Genomic DNA, 26,088 nt, shown 5'->3' with positions numbered 1-26,088 from the left:
TTTTATAAGATAATAGAAATGAGTAAGAAAGGTAGCTGGAAAACAGATGGTTGTATTGAAAGATGATGAACGAATAGATGATTTGTTAGCGGATGAGACGATGCAAATCATCCAAAGTCCTAGCGCTTTTGCATTTTCCCTTGATGCGGTCTTGCTTGCTGACTTCACCTATGTCCCGGTCAAGCGGGGGAAAATCATTGATTTGTGTACAGGGAATGGCGTCATTCCCCTGCTTCTGTCTCGTCGCTCGCAAGTTCAAATAACAGGGGTTGAAATTCAAGAACGGTTATATGATATGGCGGTACGCAATGTCGAACTGAACCAGTTGGAGGGTCAACTGGAAATCATCCATGGTGATTTGAAGGATATGCCCGCACGATACGGCAATAGAAAATTCGATTTGGTGACCGTCAATCCTCCTTATTTTCCTACCCCGAGAAAAAAAGAGCAGAACTTAAATGATTATTTGACGATTGCCCGACATGAAATATACTGTTCCCTTGAAGAGGTGGTACAATCGTGCAGCAGGCTTGTCCGCTCTGGAGGCAAGGTATCCATGGTACACAGACCGGGCAGGATGGCAGATATATTGACGCTGTTTCGAAAGTATAAAATCGAACCGAAACGGCTCCGACTCGTGTATCCGAAAATGGGAAAAGAAGCTAATATTCTGCTGGTGGAAGGAATCAGGGACGGGAATGCAGATTTGAAAATCCTCCCGCCGCTTTATGCCTTTACGGATGAGGGTGAATATACGGACGAGTTAAGGAACATCCTTTATGGAAAATAGCCATTATGTATATATACTGAAATGCAACGATGGTTCCTTCTATACGGGCTATACCAATAATTTAGAACAGCGTCTCGCTAAACATGAAAGTGGTAAAGGTGCAAAGTACACCAGAGGGCGTGGACCATTTGAACTGGTGTACTGGGAAAGCTTCGAAACGAAAACAGCAGCTATGCGCAAGGAATTTCAAATTAAACGGTTGAGCAGGACTAAAAAAGAAGCATTGATTGCTTTAAAGAGTGAGGGAGACTGAATGGAAATACAAAAAAGTTTTGCTGCATCTGATTATGGCACACTTTATATTGTGCCAACACCAATCGGGAACCTCGAAGATATGACCTTCCGGGCTGTCCGAACGTTACAGGATGCTGTTAAAATAGCTGCCGAAGATACGCGAAACACAAAAAAGTTATTGAGTCACTTTGACATTCATACGCCTTTAGTAAGTTACCATGAACATAACAAGCACACCCGTGAAAATCAGTTGATCGAGATGCTGGAAAACGGAGAGGATCTCGCTGTCGTCAGTGATGCTGGAATGCCGGGAATATCTGATCCTGGTTATGAACTGATCCAATCCGCTATCGCCAGCAATATTCCGGTGGTTGTCCTTCCCGGACCGAACGCAGCTCTATGCGCTTTAATAGGATCAGGCCTGGAAACGGAAAAGTTTCATTACTATGGGTTTTTGCCGCGCAAAAAAAAGGATCGGGAACAAGAATTGGAGGACATCAAGTCCTTCCGATCCACACTTGTATTTTATGAATCCCCGCATCGTTTGAAAGAAACATTAAAAGCGATACAGAATGTGTTAGGAAACCGGAAAGTCGCTATATCGAGGGAGCTGACGAAGCGCTATGAAGAATACATTCGTGGAGATATGGATGAAGCGATCGAGTGGGCGGAAACAAGTGAACTTCGTGGAGAGTTTTGTATTGTAGTGGAAGGAAATAAAGCGGAGATACTAGAGGATGAGTTATGGTGGAGCAGTTTATCGGTTCTCGATCATGTTGAGCACTACATCGAGAAAGAAGGCATGTCGAGCAAACAGGCGATCAAGCAAGCTGCAAATGACCGTAAACTTCCAAAACGTGAGGTGTATCAAGCGTACCATGTAGAAGAATAGCATGTTCCCATTCATCCGTCATAGAATATAAAAAAGCACTGACTGCCAGTCGTTTCAGTCAGTGCTTTTTTTATTTTATCTCTGTCTCTTTGTCTGTTTGCCTTATTTAATGCTATCCTCGATTTCTTTCATCAATTTGCTAGCACCTTCGCGGCTGAGTACCAATTTGCCATTTGCCAGGGAAAGGTTGTCCTCAGATACCTCACCAGTAACGTGGCATGTCATGTTCGGCTTATATTTTTTCAATACAATCCGATCATCATCCACATAGATTTCCAATGCGTCTTTTTCGTTGATTCCTAATGTGCGACGAAGCTCAATCGGAATAACCACGCGTCCAAGTTCATCAACTTTTCTTACAATACCAGTAGATTTCATTTTTGTTTCTCCCCTCAATCAAAAATTTTCGCCAGATTTCGACATCTGTCTAAGGTCATAATACCAACCTTTGCCAGCTATGTCAATTCTTAATTTTTCCAATTGTCCCAACACATTAACTCGTTAAAGCTACTAGATGTAGTGTGTTATTGAAGAAATAAGTATCCATATTGGGATTTTACTGGTTTTTCAAGATTCAATTATGTAACATTTTTGATAATTTATTACAATTTATTGAATTCCTTTACCAGGGATTCCGACCATACCATTCGACAAATTTCTGTCAGTATATGGGGGTGTTTCGACAAAAAATATAAAAATACTTTGATCAGCACCCAATATTCTATCTCTGTTCCTGGCTCATTTTTTGAATTTCATAGGTTTCTACGGTATATTTTGATGTTAGGAATGGAAATCCTCTATATAAATCGATACAATAAGGAGATACGGAAAGTTATTCAATAAAGGCTAGACGCTAGCCTTTCGAATATAGTCTGAGGAGGGAAAAGGATGCCAAAAGAAAAGAATACATTCTATATTACAACACCAATCTACTATCCAAGCGGCAATCTCCATATCGGTCATGCTTACACTACCGTAGCGGGAGATGCGATGGCTAGGTATAAACGTTTACGAGGGTTTGATGTGATGTATTTGACTGGAACGGATGAGCACGGTCAAAAAATCCAGCGTAAAGCGAAAGAGCAAGATGTCACGCCTCAAGCCTACGTAGATGATATCGTAAGTGGGATCAAGGATCTATGGGAAAAGCTTGATATTTCCTATGATGATTTTATCCGTACGACACAGGACCGTCATAAAAATATTGTCGAAAAGATTTTCTCCCACTTGCTTGAAAAGGGAGATATCTACCTGGATCAGTATGAAGGCTGGTATTGCACGCCTTGTGAATCCTTCTTCACAGAGCGTCAGCTGGATAATGGCAAATGCCCTGACTGTGGAGGGCCGGTGGAAAAGGTAAAAGAAGAATCCTATTTCTTCAAGATGAGCAAGTATGTCGACCAGCTGCTTGCTTTCTATGAAGAAAATCCGGAGTTCATCCAGCCGGAAAGCCGTAAAAATGAAATGATCAATAACTTTATCAAGCCAGGATTGGAAGATCTGGCTGTTTCTCGTACCACCTTCGACTGGGGTGTACAAGTCCCAGGTAACGCCAAGCACGTTATTTATGTGTGGATTGATGCACTCAGCAATTACATCACTGCGCTGGGTTATGGCACGGACAAAGATGAACGGTATCAACAATATTGGCCGGCGGATGTCCATCTTGTCGGAAAAGAGATCGTACGATTCCATACGATTTACTGGCCAATTATGCTGATGGCTTTGGACTTGCCTCTCCCGAAGAAAGTCTTCGCTCACGGCTGGATTCTGATGAAAGACGGAAAAATGTCCAAATCAAAAGGAAATGTCGTCGATCCGGTGAAACTGATTGACCGTTATGGACTCGATGCTCTTCGTTATTACTTACTTCGTGAAGTGCCCTTCGGCTCTGATGGAGTATTTACGCCGGAAGGGTTCGTCGAACGTACCAATTATGACCTTGCCAATGATTTAGGAAACTTGTTGAATCGTACAGTGGCGATGATCAGTAAGTACTTTGGCGGCGAGATTCCTGCATTTAAGGCTGGTGAAGATCAGCATGACGAAAACCTGGAGCAACTGGCGAAAGAAACAAAAGCACAAGTAGAAGAGAACCTGGAAAATATGGAATTTTCGGTAGCTCTTTCCCAGCTTTGGACTTTTGTCAGCCGCACTAACAAATATATTGATGAGACACAGCCGTGGGTATTGGCGAAGGACGAAAGCAAGAAAGAACGCCTTGGCAATGTCATGGCCCACTTGGCCGAATCCTTGCGTCATATCGCTGTCATGCTGCAGCCATTTCTGACCCAGACTCCGGAGAAAATTTTCAAGCAGCTTGGAGTAGAACAGGAAGAGTTGAAGCAATGGGACAGCCTGGAACAAATCGGGATGCTTCCTGAAGGGACCAAGGTTCAAAAAGAAAATCCTATCTTCCCTCGCCTGGACGCTGAGGTTGAAATTCAAGCAATCAAAGACATGATGAAAAAAACTGCAGCAAAACCAGAGCCGAAGAAGGAAGAACAGTCAGAAGAAGTTACGATTGACGACTTCATGAAACTGGATTTCCGTGTAGCGGAAGTAACGCAGGTGGACAAGATAAAAAAAGCAGATAAACTGCTAAGAATTCAATTAGATCTTGGCAATGAAAAGCGCCAGGTCGTATCAGGGATTGCAGAACATTATACGCCGGAAGAGCTGATCGGGAAGAAAGTGATATGTGTGACAAACCTGAAGCCCGTCAAACTTCGCGGCGAACTTTCCCAGGGAATGATTTTAGCTGGTGAAGATGAGAGCGGCAAGCTTGCCTTAGCATCTATCGACCAGACCTTGGAAAATGGCGCGAAAGTTAAATAATTGGACAAAAGGGAAAGCTAATAATGGCTTTCCCTTTGCTTATAATAACCTCTGTTAAAAACGTTTATTTTGATTTACCATAAGAGTCTTATTCCACTAGAGGGCCGAAAAGGCGAAGACTTGATTTCGAGATATTTATTTGGGGGTTAGGGGCTCCGGGAAACGATTCGCTTTCCGTGGGCGTGTGCTGAGTCTCCTCTGCGGGGCCTCAGCGACTTTCATGGTAACGGACCCAACTATCTCGAAACGGGGTTTTAACAGAGTCATAACTATAAAAAGTTTAATTTTGAAAGGTGGTTGGAATGATGTTGTTTGATACACATGTCCATTTGAATGCAGAACAATTTAAGGAAGATCGTGAGGAAGTCATCCAACGGGCAAAAGATGAAGGAGTAAAATATATGGTTGTCGTGGGATTCGACCGACAGACCATTCCATTAGCGATTGAAATCGCAGAGTCCCATGATAATATATATGCTGCTGTCGGCTGGCATCCCGTGGATGCTATTGACATGGAAGATACTGACCTTGACTGGCTGGAGGAACTGTCTTCCCACCCGAAAGTAGTTGCCTTAGGGGAAATGGGTCTTGATTATCACTGGGATAAATCCCCTGCTGATGTCCAAAAAGAAGTGTTTCGCAAACAAATACACTTAGCCAAAAAAGTGAACATGCCGATCATTATCCATAACCGGGAAGCGACCCAGGATATCGTGGATATTTTAAAAGAAGAAAAAGCCGAAGAAGTAGGAGGCATCATGCATTGCTACAGCGGTTCTGTAGAGATTGCGGAAGAATGCGTGAAAATGAATTTTATGATTTCCCTCGGGGGACCAGTCACCTTCAAAAATGCTAAACGGCCAAAAGAAGTGGCAGAAGCGATTGAGCTTGACCACTTGCTGGTAGAGACCGACTGTCCATTTTTGGCTCCCCATCCTAATCGCGGCAAACGAAACGAGCCGGCTTATGTTAAATTAGTGGCAGAGCAAATTGCTGATTTGAAAGGCGTTTCATTGGAAGAAGTGAGCGAAAAAACGACTAGAAATGCCCTTAAATTCTTCAACATTCCCCAATAAAAGAATAAAAAAGGTGATTTTTTCCCGTCCTCTCAAAAGAGGACGGTTTTTTAAATTTAAGGACACAGGAAGAAAGTCGTGGAGAAATGTGGTGTTACTTGTCTTTTTGATGTCGTTTTTTGAATGAAAGGTACTTTTTTCCTATTTTATTATACAAATGTATGAGAATTGTAACATGTTTGTTATTTTAATTCGGAGGTCGGACGTGTATATTGGGTATTGTGCAACCGAGCGAGCAAGCTTTGGTTTTTACATAGGCATTTATTTTTATGTTATGAAGCGTTTATTTAGGAAAACTTGGCTTTTCGCCAAGTAATGGTGAAAGCCATAGTTTTTCTTATACTTTAATCCTTTAAGAAAGTTAAACATTCTTAAAGTACAAAAAAGGGGAGGCACGGGGCATGAAAATATTTTCTAAATTGTTGCCAGCTTCAAAAACTACGCTGGTCTTAACGATTATTAGCAGCGCCGTATTGTTTGCCTTACTTGGAGTTATAACTCATGAAGCAACCAAAGCAGAAGTCACTGTTAATCACAACGGGGAAACAACCCAACTACGTACACATGCCGACACAGTGGGTGAACTTCTGCAGACATTAGAGATCAACACCTCAGAATATGATGAATTATCGCATCCAGAAGATACTGCATTGGCTAACGGGATGGAAGTCGATTATCAAAGTGCCGAGCCAGTCCATGTAGTAATCGATGGCGAACAAAAAGATTATTATACAACTGCAGAAACAGTCGGAGAGTTTTTCGAGGAGCAGGATCTTCATTTTAAAAAACGAGATGAGGTTTCTCATACGGAAATGGATCCGATTGAGCCTGATATGAATATAGAAATTGCAAAAGCATTCCAGGTCACCATTAATGATGGCGGTGAAAAAACACAAGTCTGGACTACTGCTTCCACTGTCGGTGACTTCCTGAAGGATCAGGAAATCGAGTTAGGTGAAATGGATGAATTGAAACCTCAAGAGTCCAAACAACTGACAGAAAAAACACCTGTAAAAATCACACGTGTAGAAAAAGTCACCGATGTAATCGAAGAAGAAATAGACTTTACTGTTGTAACTAAACAGGATGGTTCTCTCCCGAAAGGGGAAAGAAAAACGGTTACGGATGGTGAAAAAGGACTTATCACGAAGAAGTACGAAGTGACCTTGAAAAATGGCGAAGAGGTCGACCGGAAGCTGATCAAGGAAGAGCAGCAAAAGGAAAGCCAAAATAAAATCGTTGCAATTGGTACAAAAGAAGAGGAAAAGAAAGTTGTAACACAGGCATCGAATAATACGAATAAATCTTCGGATTCCAATAATAGTTCTACTCAGAAATCGAACTCAGGTAATAGTGACAGTGACACCACAGTTTCTCGTGGAGACTCAGAGAGCTCGGTCAAAACACTGCAAATGAGTGCCACTGCTTATACAGCCAGCTGCAGTGGATGTTCCGGCATTACGGCAACAGGCATCAATCTGAAAGCGAATCCTGATGCGAAAGTAATTGCTGTCGATCCTAACGTCATTCCACTTGGTACTAGGGTGTGGGTCGAAGGCTACGGAAATGCAATTGCCGGAGATACAGGTGGAGCGATCAAGGGTAATAAGATCGACCTGTTCATGTCTTCCAAGAGCAAGGCGCAAAGCTTCGGGCGTAAGACAGTGCAAGTGAAAATACTCGGAAAATAACGATAAGCAGGGGACCCGCTCCTCTGCTTTTTCTTTTGGGTTCATTTCGTGGTATGCTGAAAGCTACTAGCGTATTGTTGCACGGAGGAGTATAAGTGAAAAAAATTAAAGAAGTGATTGTGGTAGAAGGAAAAGATGACACGACAAAAGTGAAACAAGCGGTGGATGCGGATACGATCGAATCCAACGGCTCGGCTATTAACCAGGAAATAATTGAGCGAATCAGACATGCAAAAGAAAAGCGGGGCGTGATTATTTTTACGGACCCTGATGCTCCAGGTGAGCGGATCCGTATGATAATTTCTGAGGCTGTTCCTGGATGCAAACATGCTTTTTTACCGAAAGATCAGGCACGGTCCAAATTTGATCATGGGATCGGAATTGAGCATGCATCCTTAAAAGCGATTCAAGAAGCTCTCGCCTCTGTATATGAATTAACCGAAACAGAAAATAATGAAATTACAAAGGCCGATTTATTAGCCTATGGGTTGTTAGGTGGTCCCCATGCAAGTCGAAGGAGAGACAAGTTGGGGGAACGCCTTCGAATCGGGAAGGCCAATGGCAAACAATTACTGAAGCGTCTGAATATGTTCCAAATTTCAAAACAGGAATTCGAACAAACAATGGAAATGTTGATACAGGAGGAAAACGATGAATAACCAAAAAGCAATAGCCACTCCGACGAGAACGAAAGAAATTCTCGAACAATATGGTTTTTCCTTTAAGAAAAGTCTGGGACAAAATTTTTTAATTGATGCCAATATTTTAGAGAATATTGTGCGATATGCGGGGGTAGATGAACGGTCTGGCGCGATTGAGATAGGGCCGGGTATAGGGGCACTGACCGAGCAGCTCGCGAGACATGCTGGTCGGGTGGTTGCTTTTGAAATCGATCAGCGGCTGGTGCCGATATTGGAAGAAACCCTGTCTCCATACGATAATGTATCGGTCATCAACAAGGATATTTTAGAAGCGGACGTCCATGAAGTGATTAAAACAAACTTTGAACCGGGACAGAGTTTAAAAATAGTTGCTAATCTTCCTTATTACATTACGACACCTATTTTAATGAAATTATTAATGGAACGACTTCCGGTCGACAATATCACCGTTATGATCCAAAAGGAAGTGGCAGATCGGATGGCCGCTTCACCAAATACGAAAAGCTACGGTTCATTATCGATAGCCGTTCAATACTATACAGAAGCAAAAGTGGTGATGAATGTCCCGAAAACTGTATTCATGCCACAGCCAAATGTTGACTCTGCTGTCCTGCAGTTGGTTCTTCGTGACGTTCCGCCCGTACAAGTCACCGATGAAGACTTTTTCTTCTCAACGGTTCAGGCAACTTTTGGACAGCGTCGTAAAACATTGATGAATAACCTCTCCCGTCATTTCAAAGGGGAGCTGGAAAAAGATCAAATTAGGGAAACGCTGGCGAATATCGGAATTGAGCCATCCCGCAGGGGAGAATCTTTGACGATGGAAGAATTTGCGGTTTTGGCCAATGCTTTTTATGAGAAACAGAAGGCGGTTTAACCCTTAGAGAGTACACAACTTCATACATTTCACATAGGCTATGTTAGTGAAATGTATGAGGTGGTGGCAAGATGATTGTCAAAGGGGATTTAGTAACACGCATCTCTCATCAACACGACTTGTTATTCCGTGTTCAATCTGTCAAAGAGGACCGGGTGCTTTTATTTGGAGAGGACTTCCGGCTGGAGGCAGATGCTCCTATTTCTGATTTGAAGAAAGCGACAGGCGAAGAATACCGGGCACATAAAAAGAAAGTGAAAGTACAGGAAGACTATTCTTATCGGTTGTTCCGCCAGGATTATCAGCTGCTGAAAGAAAAAAGGGATCATGAGTCGACAGATGGCTTTAAGTTTGAAAATAATTATTTTCAAATAGCTCCACGTGTCCTCCATGTTGACGGAGATCAACTTTTTCTGAAAAAGTGCATCCAACTCTATCAACAGTTAGGTATACAAGTACATGGGACTCATATGGGTGAAAAAGATATGCCGGTTCAAATAGGATCTTTAATTGAAAGGATCCAGCCTGATATTGTCGTCATCACCGGTCACGATTCTTTTTCCAAGAATAAAGGTTCGGTTCGTGACTTACGTGCGTATCGCCATTCCCAATATTTTGTTGACACGGTTCGTGAAATCCGAAGTAAGTCATCGCATCTGGATCAACTGGTTATTTTTGCGGGTGCCTGTCAATCCCATTTCGAGTCGTTGATTAAAGCTGGGGCTAATTACGCAAGCTCACCACAGCGAATAAACATTCACGCTTTGGATCCTGTCTATATCGTTGCGCGCATCGCCTATACGTCATTTATGGATAAAGTGAATGTAAGAGAAGTATTGCGTAATACCTTGACAGGAGAAGGGGGGCTTGGAGGGGTCGAGACACGAGGCCTGCTCAGGGTCGGAATGCCTTTTCGCTCCCTGGAAATACTGGAAGAAAAAGAAAAAGAAGAAAATGATAAAGAAGAAGATAACAATTCAAAAATTTAGTGTGAAACGGATGATCTAAAAGGGAGAATAAGCGCATTAATTCCTATGCTTGAGCCTTTTGGATTAGTCCGTTTTATTTTTCACTTTAAGAAAGTATAAATTTACTAAAGGATTAAAGTATGAACCAGTTTTTTCTAATATACATAATTTTACCTTTTTCAGGAATAATAAAGATATCGTGACACAAGCAATTATTTTATTGACATTAAAATTGTCATACTGGTATAATATAAGTTTTTATTTGACATCGTCGATGGCTTGTGTTATATTTATATACAGTGAGGTGGAGTGTAGTGGCTAAAACGTTATTCGAAATAAAAGAATCCCTTGAAGGCCAAATTGGTAAGCGATTGACATTGACAGCAAATGGAGGACGGAGAAAGACCATCCAACGTTCCGGTGTTCTGGCAGAAACGTATCCATCTGTGTTCATTGTTGAGCTTGACCAGGAGGAAAATGCTTTTGAACGAGTATCTTATAGCTATGCGGATGTACTTACGGAAACTGTGGAATTGAGCTTCGATGAAATGAACAAACTAGCTACGAGTTAGCTATCTGGAACAGTAAACATTGGTTTACTGTTCTTTTTCATTTTCTAGGAAATTATAAAATTTTCTTTTTTTGGATAACTTTACGTGGTAGCTCCATCTAGCTCCAGCGCCTACCCCCTCGAGGTCTTAAGTCAATCCTCTCTGTGATTAGAAAAACTTGGCTTATCGCCAATGGTTTATGGCGAAAGCCTTAGTTTTACTTATACTTTAAACCATTATAAACTTAATTGGTCTAAAAGTACAAAAAACGTCACGGCGAGGCTTGTCTTAAGCTTGTCGGGGGTGAGCAAGGCGCTTGCGCTTTTGTTCTTTTAACAGAAATAGTCCATAATCATGTCAGGGAATTTTTCCCGTGGTTACCCATTAGTTACTGAATGAATACCCCTGAATGACATATGCTAGGAATGTCCGTAACTAAGCTTTTTGAAAGGAGCTGTAAACGGATGAGCAGAAGAAGAGGGGTTATGTCTGATCACCTCAAAGAAGAAATTGCGAAAGAACTTGGGTTTTATGACACGGTTCAGAAGGAAGGCTGGGGTGGAATTACAACCCGGGATGCCGGAAATATCGTGAAACGCGCCATTCAAATGGCCGAGGAGCAAATGATAAGGGAGCGGTCCTGATGGACGCTCCCTTTTTTGAAAGGAAATATGGTACAATCTCCTATAGTAATGATGAGGAAAAGTAGGTGGAACCATGTACGTGTATGAAAAAGCGCCGGCGAAAATAAACCTTTCGTTAGACGTTCTATATAAACGGGATGACGGATTTCATGAAGTGGAAATGGTCATGACGACGATTGATTTAGCAGATCGAATTACGCTGGAGGTATTGGAAGAAAATCAGATCATTATCGAGTCTGAAAGCAGGTTCGTTCCTAATGATGAAAGAAATCTCGCCTATCGGGCTGCTAAATTAGTAAAAGATACATACCAGGTTGAAGCAGGCGTCAGGATATTCATCGAAAAAAACATCCCTGTCGCTGCCGGGCTTGCTGGAGGAAGCAGTGATGCTGCTGCTGTACTAAGAGGCGTTAACCGTCTTTGGAATCTTGCGCTTAACCCTGATGAACTTGCCCGTTTAGGGAGTGAAATTGGCTCTGATGTTTCCTTTTGTGTCTATGGGGGGACCGCGTTAGCAAAAGGCCGGGGAGAGCAGATCGTAAACCTGCCTGCGCCGCCTGCTTGCTGGGTCGTCCTTGCCAAACCTGCCATCGGGGTCTCTACTGCTACGGTCTACAAAAAATATCAGGGGGAAAAGGCGGAACATCCCAATACTACTGCGATGATCGAGGCGCTGGAAAATGAAGACTTTAAACAGCTATGTGATAATGTCGGCAATGTGCTGGAATCTGTAACCTTAGAGCTTCATCCAAAAGTCAGACAGATCAAGCATCAAATGGTACAAGCCGGGGCCGATGCCGTCCTGATGAGTGGAAGTGGTCCTACGGTGTTTTCACTTGCCCAACAAGAAACGAGAGCCCAACGTATATTCAATAGCTTGAGGGGTTTTTGTGATGAAGTATACCTTGTCCGTATGTTAGGACACCGTTCCCACACTTGATTAAAACCGTATGAATCTGGTAATATTAGATGATAATATTCGGATTTTGAGGTGTTCGTATGAAAAGAAGTGAACGACTGGTGGCAATGACCCACTATTTATTAGATCATCCGAGAGAATTAGTTTCCTTGCCGTTCTTTTCCGAGACGTATCAGGCGGCTAAATCTTCTATTAGTGAAGATTTGGGTATCATCAACCAGATGTTCCAAAAAGAAAGCATTGGTTATTTGCAGACGGTATCGGGAGCGGCGGGTGGCGTTAAATATATCCCGCAATTTTCCAAAGCCTATAGTGAATCTTTTGTCAGCCGATTATGCGAACGGCTGGAAGACCCTGAACGGCTCCTTCCTGGAGGCTACTTGTTCATGAGTGATTTACTGGGTGACCCCCATACGGTCCGTGATATCGGGCGCTTGTTTGCTTCAGCCTTTGCCGATAAGGAAGTCGATGTCGTTATGACAGTGGCGACAAAGGGAATACCACTTGCTTACGCTGTAGCTTCTTATTTGAATGTTCCGGTCGTCATTGCACGTCGAGACCCCAAAGTAACGGAAGGATCCACAGTAAGTATCAATTATGTTTCCGGTTCCACCAAAAAAATCCAAACGATGGTGTTGACGAAGCGCAGCCTGAAGGAAAAATCGAGGGTATTGATTATTGATGATTTCATGAAGGCGGGAGGCACTATCGCGGGTATGCAGAACCTGTTAAAAGAATTTAACGCCGTTACAGCGGGTATCGGTGTCCTGGCTGAAGCGGAAGATGAAGACGAAGACCGCGTCGTAGAAGATTATTTATCCCTCGTCCAAATTTTGAATGTGGATGATCGTAATAAACAAATTAAAGTTGCAACTGGAAATTTATTAGATAAAATCACCTAATAAAATTTATTAGTATATAAAAGGTTACAAGAAGCGGAATCCCTGTCATACCAATGGCTGAGGTTCCGCTTCTTGCATATTAAATACTATTAATTTCTTGTCAAACTACAAACCGTGAAAAATTTTTATTAAATAAAGAAGGAATTTTTGCCGTTTTGTGGAATTTATGTAATAAGTTCTTTTTGGGAAAAGGTGGTGAATATTAATGGAAGTAACTGACGTTAGACTGCGACGCGTGAATACTGAAGGAAGAATGCGAGCAATTGCTTCTATTACTTTAGACCAGGAGTTTGTCGTACACGATATTCGTGTCATTGATGGCAACAATGGTCTATTTGTAGCTATGCCAAGTAAGCGCACGCCTGATGGTGAGTTCCGGGACATTGCACACCCGATCAACTCGAACACTCGTGGAAAAATTCAAGACGCTGTACTTGAAGAATACCACCGTGCTGGTGAAGCAGAAGTAGAGTATGAAGAAGCCGGCGCTTCGTAAGTAAATATCATGACAACAGGGGGGTCTAACTTCACAGGAGTTAGGCTTCTTTATTTTGTTTAAACAATACCCGGTTTCGACCGGGTTTTAACATGTCTTTTTTTGGTATCCCTCCCAGTTTATAATTATAGTCATTTCAAGTAGGGTATTGTTGAAATAACACTTGTTTTAAGATATGATTTTTATGGATAAATAGGATGGAGGGTTACTTCATGAGTAATAGATATGCCGTTGTGCTTGCGGCTGGTCAGGGTACAAGGATGAAGTCAAAACTGTATAAAGTTTTGCATCCTGTATGCGGCAAACCAATGGTACAGCATGTTGTAGATCAGTTGAACACTGTCGATTTAAGCGAATTGATCACCGTTGTAGGGTTCGGAGCTGAGAAAGTTCAGGATCAATTAGGTGAAGACAGCCATTATGTCATCCAGGAAGAGCAGCTTGGAACCGGACATGCGGTGCTGCAGGCGGAAGATATCCTGGCAGATAAAGAAGGCACCACGCTTGTTGTGTGCGGGGATACGCCATTATTGACAGGAGAGACATTGCAGGCATTGATCGATCATCATGATCAAGAAGGCGCACTTGCCACTATTTTGACTGCTCATGCTGACGATCCAACCGGGTACGGACGTGTCATACGCGGGGCGACCGGCGAAGTCGAGCGCATTGTCGAACATAAAGATGCGAATAATGAAGAGAAAGAAATCCAGGAAATCAACACGGGTACTTACTGCTTTGATAACCGTGCCTTGTTTGATGCCTTACAAAATGTTTCCAATGATAATGTGCAAGGAGAATACTACCTGCCGGACGTCATTGAAATCCTGAAAGATAAACAAGAAAAAGTCAGCGCTTATCAAACAGGCGATTTTTCAGAAACGTTAGGTGTCAATGATCGTGTCGCTCTATCACAAGCAGAAAAAACGATGAAGCAGCGCATTAACGAGCAGCATATGCGAAACGGAGTTACCTTGATTGATGTAGATCATACTTACATTGGTCCGGATGTGAAGATCGGGCAGGATGTTGTTATTCATCCAGGCTGCGTCATTGATGGAAATACCGAAATTGATGATGATGCCATCATCGGTCCGCATACCACGATAACAAATTCTCGTATCGGTGCAGGTACCGTCATCAGGCAAAGTGTTGCTGCGGACAGTAATATTGGACAACGCGTCCAAATTGGTCCGTTTGCCCATATACGTCCACAATCAGATCTCGGGGATGAAGTTAAAATAGGTAACTTTGTCGAAGTGAAAAAAGCGGCGTTCGGCAATAATAGTAAAGCTTCTCACTTGAGTTATATTGGTGATTCTGAGGTCGGTACCGGAGTGAACATCGGATGTGGGACGATTACCGTCAACTATGATGGAGCGAACAAGCATTTAACAAAAATTGAAGATGATGCCTTTATCGGATGCAATTCCAATTTGATTGCTCCGGTTACAGTCGGAAAGGGTGCTTATGTCGCTGCTGGTTCAACAATAAATGAAGATGTACCGTCAGAGGCGCTTTCCATTGCACGTTCTCGTCAAACAAACAAAGAAGGCTATGCTTCTAAAATGAAGCAGCCCAAAAAAGGTTAACGGAGGGTATTTCAAATGGCAACTGGTTATAAGGATCCATCGTTGAAAGTTTTTTCTCTTAACTCCAATCCATCATTGGCGCAGGAAATTGCTGAAAATATTGGGACGGAATTAGGAAAATGTTCTGTGACGACGTTCAGTGACGGGGAAATCCAAATCAATATTGAAGAAAGTATCCGAGGCTGCGATGTTTATGTCGTCCAATCTACATGTGCTCCGGTAAACCAACACATTATGGAGCTTCTTATTATGATTGATGCGTTGAAGCGGGCTTCGGCGCGCACGATCAATATCGTTATGCCATATTATGGGTATGCCCGCCAGGACAGGAAAGCACGCTCGCGTGAACCGATTACAGCTAAGCTTGTGGCGAACCTACTGCAAACCGCCGGTGCGACACGTGTATTGATGCTTGACCTTCATGCACCGCAGATTCAAGGGTTCTTCGATGTCCCGATCGATCATCTGGTAGGAGTCCCGCTTCTATCGGAATACTTTGAGGAAAAGAATTTTGATGATGTGGTTATTGTATCCCCTGACCATGGCGGCGTAACACGTGCCAGGAAAATGGCCGATATTTTGAAAGCTCCGATTGCTATTATCGATAAACGCCGTCCGCGTCCGAATGTTGCCGAAGTGATGAACATCGTCGGTAATATCGAAGGCAAAACGGCCATCCTGATTGATGATATCATTGATACAGCAGGAACGATTACACTCGCGGCCAATGCCTTGAAAGAGAATGGTGCGAAAGAGGTATATGCATGCTGTACCCACCCGGTACTCTCCGGACCTGCAATTGAACGGATTGAAAATTCTCAAATCAAGGAACTTGTGGTTACGAACACGATTCCGCTTGGGGAAGATAAGAAAATTGACAAAATTACCGAACTATCGATTGCACCATTGATTAGTGAAGCGATCATCCGTGTGCATGAGTTCAAATCCATCAGTATCTTGTTCGATTAATTTTAATAAAGAAAAAAACAGGTTTAGCTCAGACAGCGAAAGGGAAACATTATTGAATAGATGGTTTTTATTTCAATGGAGGGTGATTAACTTGGCAATTCAATTAAAAGCAAATCAAAGAAAAGATACGAAACAATCAACAAACAGGGGTCTTCGTGAAGAAGGAAATGTCCCTGCAGTTGTATATGGTAAAGAAAAAGATCCAATCACCGTGTCTGTCAACAGCATCGAGTTGTTGAAAACTGTACGTGACGAGGGAAGGAACGCAATTATTTCTCTTGACGTGGAAGGCGGCAAAACAGTAGATGTTATGCTGCATGAATATCAAATCGATCCACTGAAGGACGAGCTGATTCACGCAGACTTCTATATTGTAGACATGGCTCAGGAGATGGATGTTGAAGTACCCGTACGTCTCGACGGTGAAGCGATTGGCTCAAAAGAAGGCGGAGTTCTGCAGCAGCCATTATACCACCTGCAAGTCCGTGCAAAGCCAAACAATATTCCGGAAGAAATTACAGTCGATGTATCTGAGCTTAATGTCGGCGACAGCCTCATGGTCAGCGACTTGAAGCAGGGTCGTAACTATGAGATTCTGGATGACGAAAACCAGACAATCGTTTCTGTTACTCCGCCGGAGGAAATGCCTGAAGAACCTGAAACAGATGACGAACAGGCAGAACCAGAATTGGTTGGAGCTGAAAACGAGAGCGATGAAAGTGAAGAAAAACCAGAAGAAAACGATAAAGAGTAATACAGATGGAATATTGAGGGGGCGTGACATTGTGTTGCGCCCCTTTTATTTGACTTTAAGACAGTTAGAGGATGAAAACATAAAAAGCAGGAAGCCTTTCGCTTATAGACGCTTGATGAAAGTTGAGTTTTTATAATCGTGGATTTTGCTATAATAATATAGATACTTACAGGTAAAAGGAAGTTGAATAAATGAAATGTATTGTTGGCTTAGGTAACCCGGGGAAGAAATATGAAAAAACAAGACACAACATAGGCTTTATGGTCATCGATCAGCTGGCTTCTGACAACCATTGGGAATTAAAGCAGGAAAAGTTCAAGAGCCTGTATACGATAGAACATGTGAATGGGGAAAAGGTATTGCTGCTCAAACCTCAGACCTATATGAACCTCTCAGGAGAAGCGATTCGTGCATTTGCTGATTATTATGATTTTGAAATAGATGACTTTCTTGTTATCTATGATGATTTGGATCTGCCTCCAGGGAAAGTTCGTCTGCGGCAAAAAGGTGGACATGGGGGACATAACGGAATCCGGAATATCATCGATCATTTTCATGACAAATCTTTCAAGCGGCTTCGAGTGGGAATCGGTCGTCCTTCAGTCCCGATGTCAGTCGTCGACTATGTGCTTGGCAGTTTCGATAAAGATCAGCAGGAACCTGTGCAGGACAGTATTCATAAAGCAGCGAAAGCATGTGAAGCATGGATCGAACGTCCTTTCCAGGAAGTCATGAATGAATATAATAAATGATGAGGTCTGGAAGGAATTAAAAGGGACAGGTATGTCTTTAAACAGGCAGTCATAAAATGTAAGAATCGTATAATTGGAGTAAAAGACGGTCAAACTAAGCACAATTGCTCTAAATAGGAGGGTTGTGTGATGTCAATCATCTATGTTTGCCGTCATTGTAATAATACTGTGGGGAAATTAGAACAAGAAATAGCAGATGAGAATATGCTTGGTATTAATCATTTGACGGAACAGGAGCGCGAAGAAATGCTTGAATTCCATCAAAATGGAGACCTGCGCATTAAAACGATTTGCGATAATTGCCAGGAGGCACTTGATCAAAATCCCCAATATCATGAATTAGACTTTTTTATACAATAAACCATCGTGCACCAGAGAAATAAGGATGCCGAATGGTGAGAATGATGATAGTGGAGGAATCATATATGCAAGGACTAAAGAAATATTTGCATGGCCAAGATGATATCCATTCGATTGCATCAGGGTTTACCACCGGCATGCAAGAACAGATGGTATCGGGACTATCCGGGTCCGCTCGCAGCGCGCTCGTCTCTATCGTTAATGAGTCATTGGAACGGCCAGTTTTACTCGTTACCCATCAACTGGTACAGGCACAGCAATTATATGAAGATTTACAGGAAATCACAGAAACCGAACGCGCACACTTATATCCGGTCAATGAATTGATTGCTTCTGAGATTGCGATTGCAAGCCCGGAATTGAAAAGCCAGCGGATAGAATCGCTGAATCAGTGGATGAATCAAGGATCCGGGATATTGATTACACCAGTTTCAGCGTTGAAGCGGGTCTTGCCTCCTAAAAGCTATTGGGAACGGTACCGTCTTCCTTTTATAGTCGGTGAAGAAATTGACGTTGAGCGTTACCTTGCCACGCTGGTTGATATGGGATATGAACGAACAGGAATGGTTGCATCACCGGGAGAGTTCAGTATTCGTGGAGGGATTATCGATCTTTACCCGTTGACTGCTGAATTTCCTTACCGAATTGAACTTTTTGATACGGAAGTAGATTCGATCCGGACCTTTGATTCCGAAACCCAACGCTCCAAAGAAAAACTGGAGCAGGTCATGATTGCTCCTGCAACGGAATTATTAATAACTGAAGAAGATTTCACCCGAGCCTCTCATCGCCTAGGAGAGGCCTTAAGTCATTCCCTGAAAAAGCTGACGAAAGCAGAAGCGAAAACAAGGCTGAGTGAAGTCATTGAACACGACCTGGAGCGTTTGGAACAGCAGGAACGGTTCCAGGAGATGTATAAATATATTGGTTTCTATTACGATGAGCCAGCCAATTTACTAGATTACCTGCCGGAAAACGGAATTGTCGTCATGGATGAAATGAGCCGGATACAGGAAACGGCGCAACGACTTGATCAGGAAGAGGCAGAATGGTATCAGAGTCTGCTGGAGGCCAATCAAATCGTACGAGACCTTTCCATTTCCTATGACTGGCATGATGTGTGGTCGAAAATCAAACATCCACGATTATATTTGTCAGTGTTCTTACGACATATTCCCAACACTCAGCCGGAGAATGTCGTCAATATATCCTGTCGTCAAATGCAGCAGTTCCATGGCCAGATGAATTTATTGAAAAACGAAATGGAACGCTGGGAAAAGCAACACTTTTCTGTCATGATTATTGTCCCTAACGAAGAACGGGCGACAAAGGTACAGTCAGTGCTCGATGATTATGGCATGGAAGCTGTCATCAGCAAAGAGGATGTCACACTTCCGCTTTCGAAACCGACAATTATTCATGGAAATATCAGTAGTGGCTTCGAACTGCCTATGCACAAATTGGCTGTCATCACAGAAAATGAGATGTTCAAGAAGAAAACATCAAAACCAAAGCGAAAACAGAAATTGTCCAATGCAGAACGGATTAAGAACTACCAGGAACTGAAAGTGGGTGACTATGTCGTCCATGCCAACCATGGGATAGGGAAATATCTTGGGGTAGAAACATTGACCATGAATGGTGTCCACAAAGACTTCCTGCTCGTTAAATACTCCGGAAACGATAAGCTGTTCGTACCAATAGAACAAATTGATCTGATTCAGAAGTATGTCGGTTCAGAAGGGAAAGAACCAAAAGTATACAAACTCGGTGGCAGCGAATGGGGTAAGGTCAAACGCAAAGTACAGTCTTCTGTTGAGGACATTGCGGATGATTTGATCAAGCTCTATGCCGAGCGGGAAGCTTCTAAAGGCCATGCTTTTCAGGAAGACACAGAAATGCAGCGGGAATTCGAGGCATCATTCCCTTATCAGGAAACTCAAGATCAGCTGCAATGTATTGAAGAAATCAAGGAGGATATGGAAAGAATACGGCCGATGGACCGGCTTCTTTGTGGTGACGTTGGTTACGGGAAAACCGAAGTCGCTATTCGTGCCGCATTTAAAGCAGTTGCGGAAGGAAAGCAGGTAGCGATTCTTGTTCCGACGACTATCCTGGCACAACAGCATTATGAAACCATTATGGAACGTTTTCAGGACTTCCCGATTAATATCGGGCTGTTAAGCCGTTTCCGTACAAAAAAACAACAAAAAGAAACAACCGATCAAATGAAAAAAGGGCTGGTAGATGTGGTGATCGGTACCCATCGTCTCTTATCGAAAGACGCCCAGTTTAAAGATCTCGGTTTATTGATCGTCGACGAAGAACAGCGGTTCGGCGTCAAACATAAAGAAAAGATCAAACAACTGAAAACCAATGTCGACGTTTTGACATTGACAGCCACGCCAATTCCAAGAACATTGCATATGTCCATGCTGGGAGTCCGGGACTTGTCAGTGATCGAGACACCGCCAGAAAACCGTTTCCCTATCCAGACGTACGTACTCGAGTATAATCCGGTATTTATGCGGGAAGCGATTGAACGGGAAATGGCCAGGGGCGGCCAGGTGTTTTTCCTATTCAACCGGGTGGAGAATATCGAACGGATGGCAGAGGAAATTTCAGCGCTTGTCCCGGAAGCAAGGGTCACTGCTGCTCATGGCCAAATGAACGAGACTACTTTAGAGAATGTCATGTTTTCCTTCTTAGAAGGGGAGTTTGATGTACTGGTCAGCACAACGATTATTGAGACTGGTGTAGATATTCCAAATGTAAACACATTGATCGTCTATGACGCAGACAAGATGGGACTCAGCCAGCTCTATCAATTGCGTGGACGGGTTGGAAGATCAAATCGTGTTGCTTATGCCTACTTTACGTATCAACGGGACAAAGTGCTGACGGAAGTAGCTGAAAAACGGCTGCAGGCGATCAAAGAGTTCACCGAACTTGGTTCCGGCTTCAAAATTGCCATGCGAGACCTGTCCATTCGCGGGGCGGGTAATCTGCTTGGTGCCCAGCAGCATGGTTTCATCGATTCTGTCGGCTTTGATATGTATTCTCAAATGTTAAAGGATGCGATAGAAGCGAAGCGGCAGGGGAAAGAGCCGGAAGACATACAGCCGTTCCAGGTGGAGCTGGATCTTCAGATCGATGCCTACCTGCCTGATACGTATATTTCAGATGAGAAGCAAAAAATCGATATTTATAAACAATTCCAGGCGATAGAAAGTGTCGAGGATATCCATGATCTGCGAGATGAAATCATTGACCGTTTTGGGGATTACCCAGATGAAGTTGAAAACTTGTTCCTGGTCTCTTCCATGAAAATGCATGCCAAACAATCAGGGATTGAATCGATATCCGAGAAAAAGCAGAAGATTGATTTGCTGATGGAAGCTGAATCCAGCCAGAACATCGATGGTGCCAAGTTATTCGAACTTGCAAACAGTTATGGCAGAATCGTGCAATTAGGAACGGAAGACCAGAAACTGAAGGTCACTTTCCAATGGGATAGAAAGTCATACATTCGCCGTTATGAAGTAGTAGACGAATTCCTCCAAAGACTCCCGGATATGAAAAGAGAAGTCTCCACCGCTTAAGCGGGAGAGAAAGGAGCCACTATCCTTTTAATGGTGAGAATCAGTAGATGAATTATAAGAACGGTTATTAACAAAATTAAGGGAGCAAGGAAATGACGAAACTCCTGCGGAAAAACGGACATGACAGGATCACGCAACGAAGTGAGGAGGCATGTCCGTACGTCCGCGGAAAGCGAGTCGTTTCCTTGCTCCCATTTTCTAATTATGGCAACCGATTCGTTACTTTCTGTTTTTTTATCCCTATTTCTTACCATAAATCCATTGTTTAGGTGAATAGGTTTTTATTGTTGATTCATACTAAAGTCATCAACTGTATTTTTGTTGTATCTTATCACCAAAAATATTAAGACTAATCATCAAGGAAAGTGAGGCTTCTCAGCTATGAAAGCAACAGGAATTGTACGTCGCATTGATGATTTAGGAAGAGTGGTTATTCCTAAAGAAATACGGAGAACGTTGAGAATACGTGAAGGTGATCCTTTAGAGATCTTCGTTGACAGAGAGGGTGAGGTCATACTTAAAAAGTATTCCCCTATCAGTGAATTAGGAGACTTTGCGAAGGAATATGCGGATGCCTTATTCGATTCTTTAGGACAGCCGGTATTGATTTGTGACAGGGATGAATTCATCGCCGTAGCTGGTGGATCGAAAAAGGATTATTTAAACAAGCATATTGGACCTAAGATTGAACAAGCGATTGATAACCGTTCGGTAGTGACAGAAAAGAACTCTAGTCAAATCGAATTGGTGCAAGGTCGTGAAGAGGAATTGGCATCCTACGTCATCGGACCGATAATCGCTCAAGGCGATCCAATCGGTTGTGTGGTCATCTATTCGAAAGAAGGCCCGGCGCTTGGAGATGTAGAAGCTAAGTCTGTTGAAACGGCTGCAAGTTTTCTTGCCCGCCAGATGGAATAGAGATTTTAAGATCTTATCTATACTTTAAGTAAGACGGCGATGGCTTTTTGCGGCAGGTCACGTTGTGCGAATAAGTAGTGGAAGAGCTGTATGACCATAAAGGAGTCATACGGCTTTTTAATACTCTAAAAAGGATTAATGCTTTGTAATGCTTTATATAACTGTTGGCAAGAATCGGATGAATGATGAAAATCATGCACCTGTGCTATAATGAGTGGAAGTATGATGGAAAGGCGTACCAACATGAATGACAAGATTGAAACCAAAGATTTTTTCAAAGGTGCTTTCATCCTCACTTTAGCGGGGATTTTCAGCAAAATATTAAGTGCAGGTTACCGGATTCCGATTCAAAATATAACAGGGGATCTGGGCTTTTATATATATCAGCAAATCTACCCCTTCCTTGGAGTAGCAATCATGCTATCGTTGTACGGCTTTCCTGTGGCTGTATCGAAATTGGCAGCGGATTTCAGGGATAAACAAAAAGAGCTGGCACTACGCTCCTTTTTCATCCCTGTATTCGTCATCATATTCTCTTTAAGTGCTCTTGTGTTTTTAATATTGTTTACGCAAGCAGCTATGATTGCAGAGTGGATGGGGGATAAAACATTAAGCGCCCCTATTAGAGCAAGCGCGTTTGTTTTTCTTGTCTTACCCTTCACCTCGGTGATGAGGGGGGCATTCCAAGGAAGTAATGATATGCAGCCGACAGCTGTATCTCAAATTGTAGAACAGCTGGTGCGCGTGAGTATTATTATTACTGTAGCAGTGGCCTTAGTGGGTAAGGAAGATTATTATGCCATTGGTACAGGTGCAGCAGCGGCTTCGGTGGCTGGTTCTATAGCTGCTGCCATTTTTCTTGGTATGATTGCCTGGAAAAGAAGATCACGCGAGCACCAGGTACATAGAGAGCACTCCTATCGCTATTTTTTAAAGACCATCCTTATCTATGGTTTATTTATCAGCATTAACTATATGTTTTTATTATTGATTCAAATGGCTGATGCCTTTACCTTGGTTCCTGGATTGGAAGGTTTTGGATTGGATTCTTACGAGGCCAGGGTGTCCAAAGGGGTTTTCGATCGGGGTCAGCCGTTGATTCAGTTGGGGGCAGTGTTAGGTTCTTCTCTGGCTCTCGCCTTAATTCCGACGATTACGAAACAACGGCTGGAGCGGGAACCAGACAAATTTCATGAGCACTTACAGTCAGCTTTGAAAATGAGCTTGTTGTTAGCAGCCGGTGCAACCGCCGGCCTGATCATGATTTTTCCTTATGTTAATGAATTGCTTTACCAGAACACCGCTGGAACATCTTATTTAAGAATACTAATGATTGTTGTTTTATTCAGTTCCTTGGCAATCACCACGTCTTCCGTTCTACAGGGGGTCGATGTTGTCTTCCAGACAGCTGGTGTCATTTTGGCAGGAACCGTATTAAAATGGGCTGGAAACGAGATACTGGTCCCCATTTTTGGTTTGTCTGGTGCCGCCTGGGCATCGGTTGTGGCGGCTGCTCTGGTATTAATCTGGAATTTAAGGTTGATGAGAAGACGGTTCCGGCCGTCTGCCTGGCGCCGCCTTCCATTTATAAAAATGCTGACTGCGTTAGTAGTAATGGCGATATTTTTGATGTTAGCGATTACCATCGAAACCTATCTGCTGTTACTGGAATCCCGGATTGAGTTATTTATTTTCACACTTACGGTTTCTGCACTAGGGGGGATCGTCTATTTTATCACTTTCACCTTAGCCAAAGGATTCACTGATAAAGAAATGGAACAAATCCCGGCCGTGGGAGCGATTTTCAACTGGTTTTCAAGGAGGAAACATAAGCATGCACACGATTGAAGTGATCGGACTGGGAGCTGGAGATATCAACCAGCTTCCTCTGGGGATTTATAAGAAATTGACCAACCAATCCCGTGATATTTATCTTAGAACGGAAGAGCATCCTGTAGTAGCTGAATTGGAAAAGGAAGGGTTGGCCTTTAGATCCTTTGATAACATCTATGAGAAGCATGAACAGTTTGAAGAAGTTTATATAGAAGTCGTCGACCAGCTGGTATTGGCTGCCTCCCAAAAGTCCATCATTTATGCTGTACCTGGACATCCGATGGTGGCAGAACGTACGGTTCAGCTTCTCCTCGAAAGAGAAGAGCGCGGAGAAGTAAAAGTAGAGGTAGCCGGAGGGCAGAGCTATCTTGACGATGTATATACAACCCTCAAAATCGATCCTGTCGAAGGGATGCAGTTCATCGATGCCACTTCCTTCGATCGTTCGCAGCTGCAATACTTAGGTCATATCATTTTCACCCAGGTATATGATGGAATGATCGCATCAGAAGTGAAACTGGCCCTGTTAGAGGATTTGAATCCGGAACACCCCGTTACGATTGTCACGGCAGCGGGTAGTGAACAAGAAAGAGTCATTACGGTAGCATTAGAAGACTTGGATCGTTCTGTGGAGTTGAATAATCTTACCAGTGTTTATCTTGCTCCGGTACCGAAAGATTCCTTGAACCATCAGTTTTTCCGGTTGCGGGAAGTGATTCGTGAATTGCGTGGGCCGGATGGCTGCCCATGGGATAAGAAGCAGACCCATGAATCTCTACGCAAGTATTTGATAGAAGAAGCATATGAATTTATCGATGCGGTCAATCAACTGGATGACGACGCGATGGTGGAAGAGCTTGGAGATGTGCTTCTGCAAGTGATGCTGCATAGTCAAATTGGAGAAGATGAAGGATTTTTCACCATCGATGACGTAATATTATCGATAACGGAAAAAATGATCCGCAGACATCCGCATGTTTTTGGAGATATATCAGTAAACTCATCAGAAGAGGTAATTACGAATTGGGATGAAATAAAAAAGCAGGAAAAAGGCATCCAGCCTGAGTCCTTGCTGGACCAGGTACCTGCAAGTTTCCCTTCCTTACTGCAGGCGGAAGATATTCAGAAGCGGGCGGCCAAGGTAGGATTTGACTGGAAAGAAGCGGAACCAGTCTGGAGTAAAGTAGAAGAAGAATGGCAGGAGTTTAAAGAGGCGCAGCAGGCTGGTGATGCATGGGAAATGGAAAAAGAGCTCGGTGACCTGCTATTTTCCATCACTAATTTAGCCCGCCATTATAAAATCAATGCAGAAAGCGCCTTGCAAGGGACGAACGAAAAGTTCCGTGCCCGTTTCCGGTACATGGAACAAAAAGCTGCTGAACAAGGAGTGGCACTGAAGGACTTGTCGCTGGAAGCATTGGAGTCATGGTGGGTGGAAGCCAAAAACCGATAAAAAAGGAGATAGTGACTTATGCGTTTAGATAAGTTTCTCAAAATTTCCCGTTTGATTAAACGGAGGACGTTAGCAAAAGAAGTAGCCGATCAAGGGCGGATTACCGTCAATGGCAACCAGGCTAAAGCAGCCACGAATATTCAAGTCGGGGATGAACTGGTCATCCAATTTGGTCAAAAAGTATTGACGCTTGAAATTAAAGCGCTGCGTGAAAATGTTAAAAAAGATGAAGCGTCTTCTCTATACGAGATTGTAAAAGAAGAAGCAGTGCAACAGTCATAATGCAGAACCACCTCAGCGGATGAGGTGGTTCTT

General features: G+C 43.0%; 25 protein-coding genes. 24 read left to right on the top strand and 1 reads right to left on the bottom strand.

The features are described from left to right. Positions 1 to 46 precede the first annotated feature (46 nt). Genes B9Y67_RS00225 through rsmI form a run of 3 tightly spaced genes read left to right on the top strand, consistent with a single transcriptional unit; the run spans position 47 to position 1,916 of the window. Positions 47 to 790 (top strand): tRNA1(Val) (adenine(37)-N6)-methyltransferase, encoded by a 744-nt coding sequence (locus tag B9Y67_RS00225; protein ID WP_085504837.1) that lies wholly within the window; start codon positions 47 to 49, stop codon positions 788 to 790. Then, on the top strand, positions 780 to 1,043 hold the full coding sequence (locus tag B9Y67_RS00220) for a GIY-YIG nuclease family protein (protein ID WP_085504836.1): 264 nt from the start codon (positions 780 to 782) through the stop codon (positions 1,041 to 1,043). Before B9Y67_RS00225 ends, B9Y67_RS00220 begins: the two co-directional genes overlap by 11 nt. Next, positions 1,044 to 1,916: a 16S rRNA (cytidine(1402)-2'-O)-methyltransferase gene (gene rsmI, locus B9Y67_RS00215; protein WP_085504835.1), complete on the top strand. Its 873-nt coding sequence runs from the start codon at positions 1,044 to 1,046 to the stop codon at positions 1,914 to 1,916. Between the two features lie 102 nt (positions 1,917 to 2,018). On the opposite strand, the gene B9Y67_RS00210 is transcribed toward rsmI, so the two are convergent. Next, positions 2,019 to 2,294 carry an AbrB/MazE/SpoVT family DNA-binding domain-containing protein gene (locus tag B9Y67_RS00210; RefSeq protein ID WP_062438421.1) on the bottom strand — a complete coding sequence of 92 codons (276 nt, stop codon included), beginning with the start codon at positions 2,292 to 2,294 and terminating at the stop codon, positions 2,019 to 2,021. Between the two features lie 510 nt (positions 2,295 to 2,804). Here B9Y67_RS00210 and metG point away from each other — a divergent pair. From metG to B9Y67_RS00105, 21 genes are all read left to right on the top strand, one after another. Further along, entirely contained in the window at positions 2,805 to 4,754 is a 1,950-nt protein-coding gene (gene metG / locus B9Y67_RS00205; RefSeq protein ID WP_085504834.1) for a methionine--tRNA ligase, read from the top strand. A gap of 305 nt (positions 4,755 to 5,059) precedes the next feature. After that, positions 5,060 to 5,830 (top strand): TatD family hydrolase, encoded by a 771-nt coding sequence (locus B9Y67_RS00200; protein ID WP_085504833.1) that lies wholly within the window; start codon positions 5,060 to 5,062, stop codon positions 5,828 to 5,830. A 401-nt stretch (positions 5,831 to 6,231) separates the two neighbouring features. Further along, positions 6,232 to 7,521 (top strand): G5 and 3D domain-containing protein, encoded by a 1,290-nt coding sequence (locus B9Y67_RS00195; protein WP_085504832.1) that lies wholly within the window; start codon positions 6,232 to 6,234, stop codon positions 7,519 to 7,521. A 95-nt stretch (positions 7,522 to 7,616) separates the two neighbouring features. Continuing rightward, positions 7,617 to 8,180: a ribonuclease M5 gene (rnmV, locus tag B9Y67_RS00190; protein ID WP_085504831.1), complete on the top strand. Its 564-nt coding sequence runs from the start codon at positions 7,617 to 7,619 to the stop codon at positions 8,178 to 8,180. Continuing rightward, the gene (gene rsmA / locus B9Y67_RS00185) at positions 8,173 to 9,060 is read left to right on the top strand and encodes a 16S rRNA (adenine(1518)-N(6)/adenine(1519)-N(6))-dimethyltransferase RsmA (RefSeq protein ID WP_085504830.1); all 888 of its coding nucleotides are present in this window, start codon (positions 8,173 to 8,175) and stop codon (positions 9,058 to 9,060) included. Before rnmV ends, rsmA begins: the two co-directional genes overlap by 8 nt. Positions 9,061 to 9,131: 71 nt before the next feature. Continuing rightward, positions 9,132 to 10,049 (top strand): sporulation peptidase YabG, encoded by a 918-nt coding sequence (gene yabG / locus B9Y67_RS00180; RefSeq protein WP_085504829.1) that lies wholly within the window; start codon positions 9,132 to 9,134, stop codon positions 10,047 to 10,049. 293 nt (positions 10,050 to 10,342) lie between these two features. Beyond that, positions 10,343 to 10,600 (top strand): biofilm formation stimulator Veg, encoded by a 258-nt coding sequence (gene veg, locus B9Y67_RS00175; protein ID WP_062438443.1) that lies wholly within the window; start codon positions 10,343 to 10,345, stop codon positions 10,598 to 10,600. A gap of 443 nt (positions 10,601 to 11,043) precedes the next feature. Further along, positions 11,044 to 11,223 carry a small, acid-soluble spore protein, alpha/beta type gene (locus B9Y67_RS00170; protein WP_085504828.1) on the top strand — a complete coding sequence of 60 codons (180 nt, stop codon included), beginning with the start codon at positions 11,044 to 11,046 and terminating at the stop codon, positions 11,221 to 11,223. 73 nt (positions 11,224 to 11,296) lie between these two features. Next, a complete protein-coding gene (ispE, locus tag B9Y67_RS00165; protein ID WP_085504827.1) occupies positions 11,297 to 12,163 on the top strand; it encodes a 4-(cytidine 5'-diphospho)-2-C-methyl-D-erythritol kinase in 867 nt (288 codons plus the stop codon). Between the two features lie 59 nt (positions 12,164 to 12,222). Next, positions 12,223 to 13,044, top strand: coding sequence for a pur operon repressor (gene purR, locus B9Y67_RS00160; RefSeq protein ID WP_085504826.1), 822 nt, complete (start codon positions 12,223 to 12,225; stop codon positions 13,042 to 13,044). Between the two features lie 205 nt (positions 13,045 to 13,249). Continuing rightward, positions 13,250 to 13,540 (top strand): septation regulator SpoVG, encoded by a 291-nt coding sequence (gene spoVG, locus B9Y67_RS00155; protein WP_028781775.1) that lies wholly within the window; start codon positions 13,250 to 13,252, stop codon positions 13,538 to 13,540. A gap of 212 nt (positions 13,541 to 13,752) precedes the next feature. Beyond that, a complete protein-coding gene (glmU, locus tag B9Y67_RS00150; protein WP_085504825.1) occupies positions 13,753 to 15,132 on the top strand; it encodes a bifunctional UDP-N-acetylglucosamine diphosphorylase/glucosamine-1-phosphate N-acetyltransferase GlmU in 1,380 nt (459 codons plus the stop codon). 15 nt (positions 15,133 to 15,147) lie between these two features. Continuing rightward, positions 15,148 to 16,101 carry a ribose-phosphate diphosphokinase gene (locus tag B9Y67_RS00145; RefSeq protein ID WP_085504824.1) on the top strand — a complete coding sequence of 318 codons (954 nt, stop codon included), beginning with the start codon at positions 15,148 to 15,150 and terminating at the stop codon, positions 16,099 to 16,101. A 91-nt stretch (positions 16,102 to 16,192) separates the two neighbouring features. Beyond that, the gene (locus tag B9Y67_RS00140) at positions 16,193 to 16,855 is read left to right on the top strand and encodes a 50S ribosomal protein L25/general stress protein Ctc (protein ID WP_085504823.1); all 663 of its coding nucleotides are present in this window, start codon (positions 16,193 to 16,195) and stop codon (positions 16,853 to 16,855) included. Between the two features lie 191 nt (positions 16,856 to 17,046). Further along, positions 17,047 to 17,607: an aminoacyl-tRNA hydrolase gene (gene pth / locus B9Y67_RS00135; protein WP_085504822.1), complete on the top strand. Its 561-nt coding sequence runs from the start codon at positions 17,047 to 17,049 to the stop codon at positions 17,605 to 17,607. Positions 17,608 to 17,736: 129 nt separating this feature from the next. Then, a complete protein-coding gene (locus B9Y67_RS00130; protein ID WP_085504821.1) occupies positions 17,737 to 17,967 on the top strand; it encodes an anti-sigma-F factor Fin family protein in 231 nt (76 codons plus the stop codon). 65 nt (positions 17,968 to 18,032) lie between these two features. After that, positions 18,033 to 21,569 (top strand): transcription-repair coupling factor, encoded by a 3,537-nt coding sequence (gene mfd, locus B9Y67_RS00125; protein WP_085504820.1) that lies wholly within the window; start codon positions 18,033 to 18,035, stop codon positions 21,567 to 21,569. 381 nt (positions 21,570 to 21,950) lie between these two features. Then, the gene (gene spoVT, locus B9Y67_RS00120) at positions 21,951 to 22,487 is read left to right on the top strand and encodes a stage V sporulation protein T (protein ID WP_085504819.1); all 537 of its coding nucleotides are present in this window, start codon (positions 21,951 to 21,953) and stop codon (positions 22,485 to 22,487) included. A gap of 243 nt (positions 22,488 to 22,730) precedes the next feature. Then, positions 22,731 to 24,335: a putative polysaccharide biosynthesis protein gene (locus B9Y67_RS00115; protein ID WP_176223870.1), complete on the top strand. Its 1,605-nt coding sequence runs from the start codon at positions 22,731 to 22,733 to the stop codon at positions 24,333 to 24,335. Further along, entirely contained in the window at positions 24,322 to 25,773 is a 1,452-nt protein-coding gene (gene mazG / locus B9Y67_RS00110) for a bifunctional methyltransferase/pyrophosphohydrolase YabN (RefSeq protein ID WP_085504817.1), read from the top strand. Before B9Y67_RS00115 ends, mazG begins: the two co-directional genes overlap by 14 nt. 18 nt (positions 25,774 to 25,791) lie before the next feature. Continuing rightward, a complete protein-coding gene (locus B9Y67_RS00105) occupies positions 25,792 to 26,055 on the top strand; it encodes an RNA-binding S4 domain-containing protein (RefSeq protein WP_062438480.1) in 264 nt (87 codons plus the stop codon). The last annotated feature ends 33 nt before the right edge of the window (positions 26,056 to 26,088 follow it).

The sequence above is a fragment of the Thalassobacillus devorans genome (assembly GCF_900176565.1).
Classification (GTDB): domain Bacteria; phylum Bacillota; class Bacilli; order Bacillales; family Halobacillaceae; genus Thalassobacillus; species Thalassobacillus devorans_A.
The sequence above is the reverse complement of the archived record's forward strand: the minus strand, read 5'-3'. Positions and strand labels throughout refer to the sequence as shown.

Coding starts and splice junctions, on each gene's coding strand:
- mazG (WP_085504817.1), top strand. CDS start 24,322: ATGCACACGATTGAAGTGATCGGACTGGGAGCTGGAGATATCAACCAG.
- mfd (WP_085504820.1), top strand. CDS start 18,033: ATGCAAGGACTAAAGAAATATTTGCATGGCCAAGATGATATCCATTCG.
- metG (WP_085504834.1), top strand. CDS start 2,805: ATGCCAAAAGAAAAGAATACATTCTATATTACAACACCAATCTACTAT.
- glmU (WP_085504825.1), top strand. CDS start 13,753: ATGAGTAATAGATATGCCGTTGTGCTTGCGGCTGGTCAGGGTACAAGG.
- purR (WP_085504826.1), top strand. CDS start 12,223: ATGAAAAGAAGTGAACGACTGGTGGCAATGACCCACTATTTATTAGAT.
- ispE (WP_085504827.1), top strand. CDS start 11,297: ATGTACGTGTATGAAAAAGCGCCGGCGAAAATAAACCTTTCGTTAGAC.
- spoVG (WP_028781775.1), top strand. CDS start 13,250: ATGGAAGTAACTGACGTTAGACTGCGACGCGTGAATACTGAAGGAAGA.
- B9Y67_RS00145 (WP_085504824.1), top strand. CDS start 15,148: ATGGCAACTGGTTATAAGGATCCATCGTTGAAAGTTTTTTCTCTTAAC.
- B9Y67_RS00115 (WP_176223870.1), top strand. CDS start 22,731: ATGAATGACAAGATTGAAACCAAAGATTTTTTCAAAGGTGCTTTCATC.
- B9Y67_RS00130 (WP_085504821.1), top strand. CDS start 17,737: ATGTCAATCATCTATGTTTGCCGTCATTGTAATAATACTGTGGGGAAA.
- B9Y67_RS00170 (WP_085504828.1), top strand. CDS start 11,044: ATGAGCAGAAGAAGAGGGGTTATGTCTGATCACCTCAAAGAAGAAATT.
- B9Y67_RS00200 (WP_085504833.1), top strand. CDS start 5,060: ATGTTGTTTGATACACATGTCCATTTGAATGCAGAACAATTTAAGGAA.
- yabG (WP_085504829.1), top strand. CDS start 9,132: ATGATTGTCAAAGGGGATTTAGTAACACGCATCTCTCATCAACACGAC.
- B9Y67_RS00210 (WP_062438421.1), bottom strand. CDS start 2,294: ATGAAATCTACTGGTATTGTAAGAAAAGTTGATGAACTTGGACGCGTG.
- pth (WP_085504822.1), top strand. CDS start 17,047: ATGAAATGTATTGTTGGCTTAGGTAACCCGGGGAAGAAATATGAAAAA.
- B9Y67_RS00225 (WP_085504837.1), top strand. CDS start 47: ATGGTTGTATTGAAAGATGATGAACGAATAGATGATTTGTTAGCGGAT.
- B9Y67_RS00105 (WP_062438480.1), top strand. CDS start 25,792: ATGCGTTTAGATAAGTTTCTCAAAATTTCCCGTTTGATTAAACGGAGG.
- rsmA (WP_085504830.1), top strand. CDS start 8,173: ATGAATAACCAAAAAGCAATAGCCACTCCGACGAGAACGAAAGAAATT.
- spoVT (WP_085504819.1), top strand. CDS start 21,951: ATGAAAGCAACAGGAATTGTACGTCGCATTGATGATTTAGGAAGAGTG.
- B9Y67_RS00195 (WP_085504832.1), top strand. CDS start 6,232: ATGAAAATATTTTCTAAATTGTTGCCAGCTTCAAAAACTACGCTGGTC.
- rsmI (WP_085504835.1), top strand. CDS start 1,044: ATGGAAATACAAAAAAGTTTTGCTGCATCTGATTATGGCACACTTTAT.
- B9Y67_RS00220 (WP_085504836.1), top strand. CDS start 780: ATGGAAAATAGCCATTATGTATATATACTGAAATGCAACGATGGTTCC.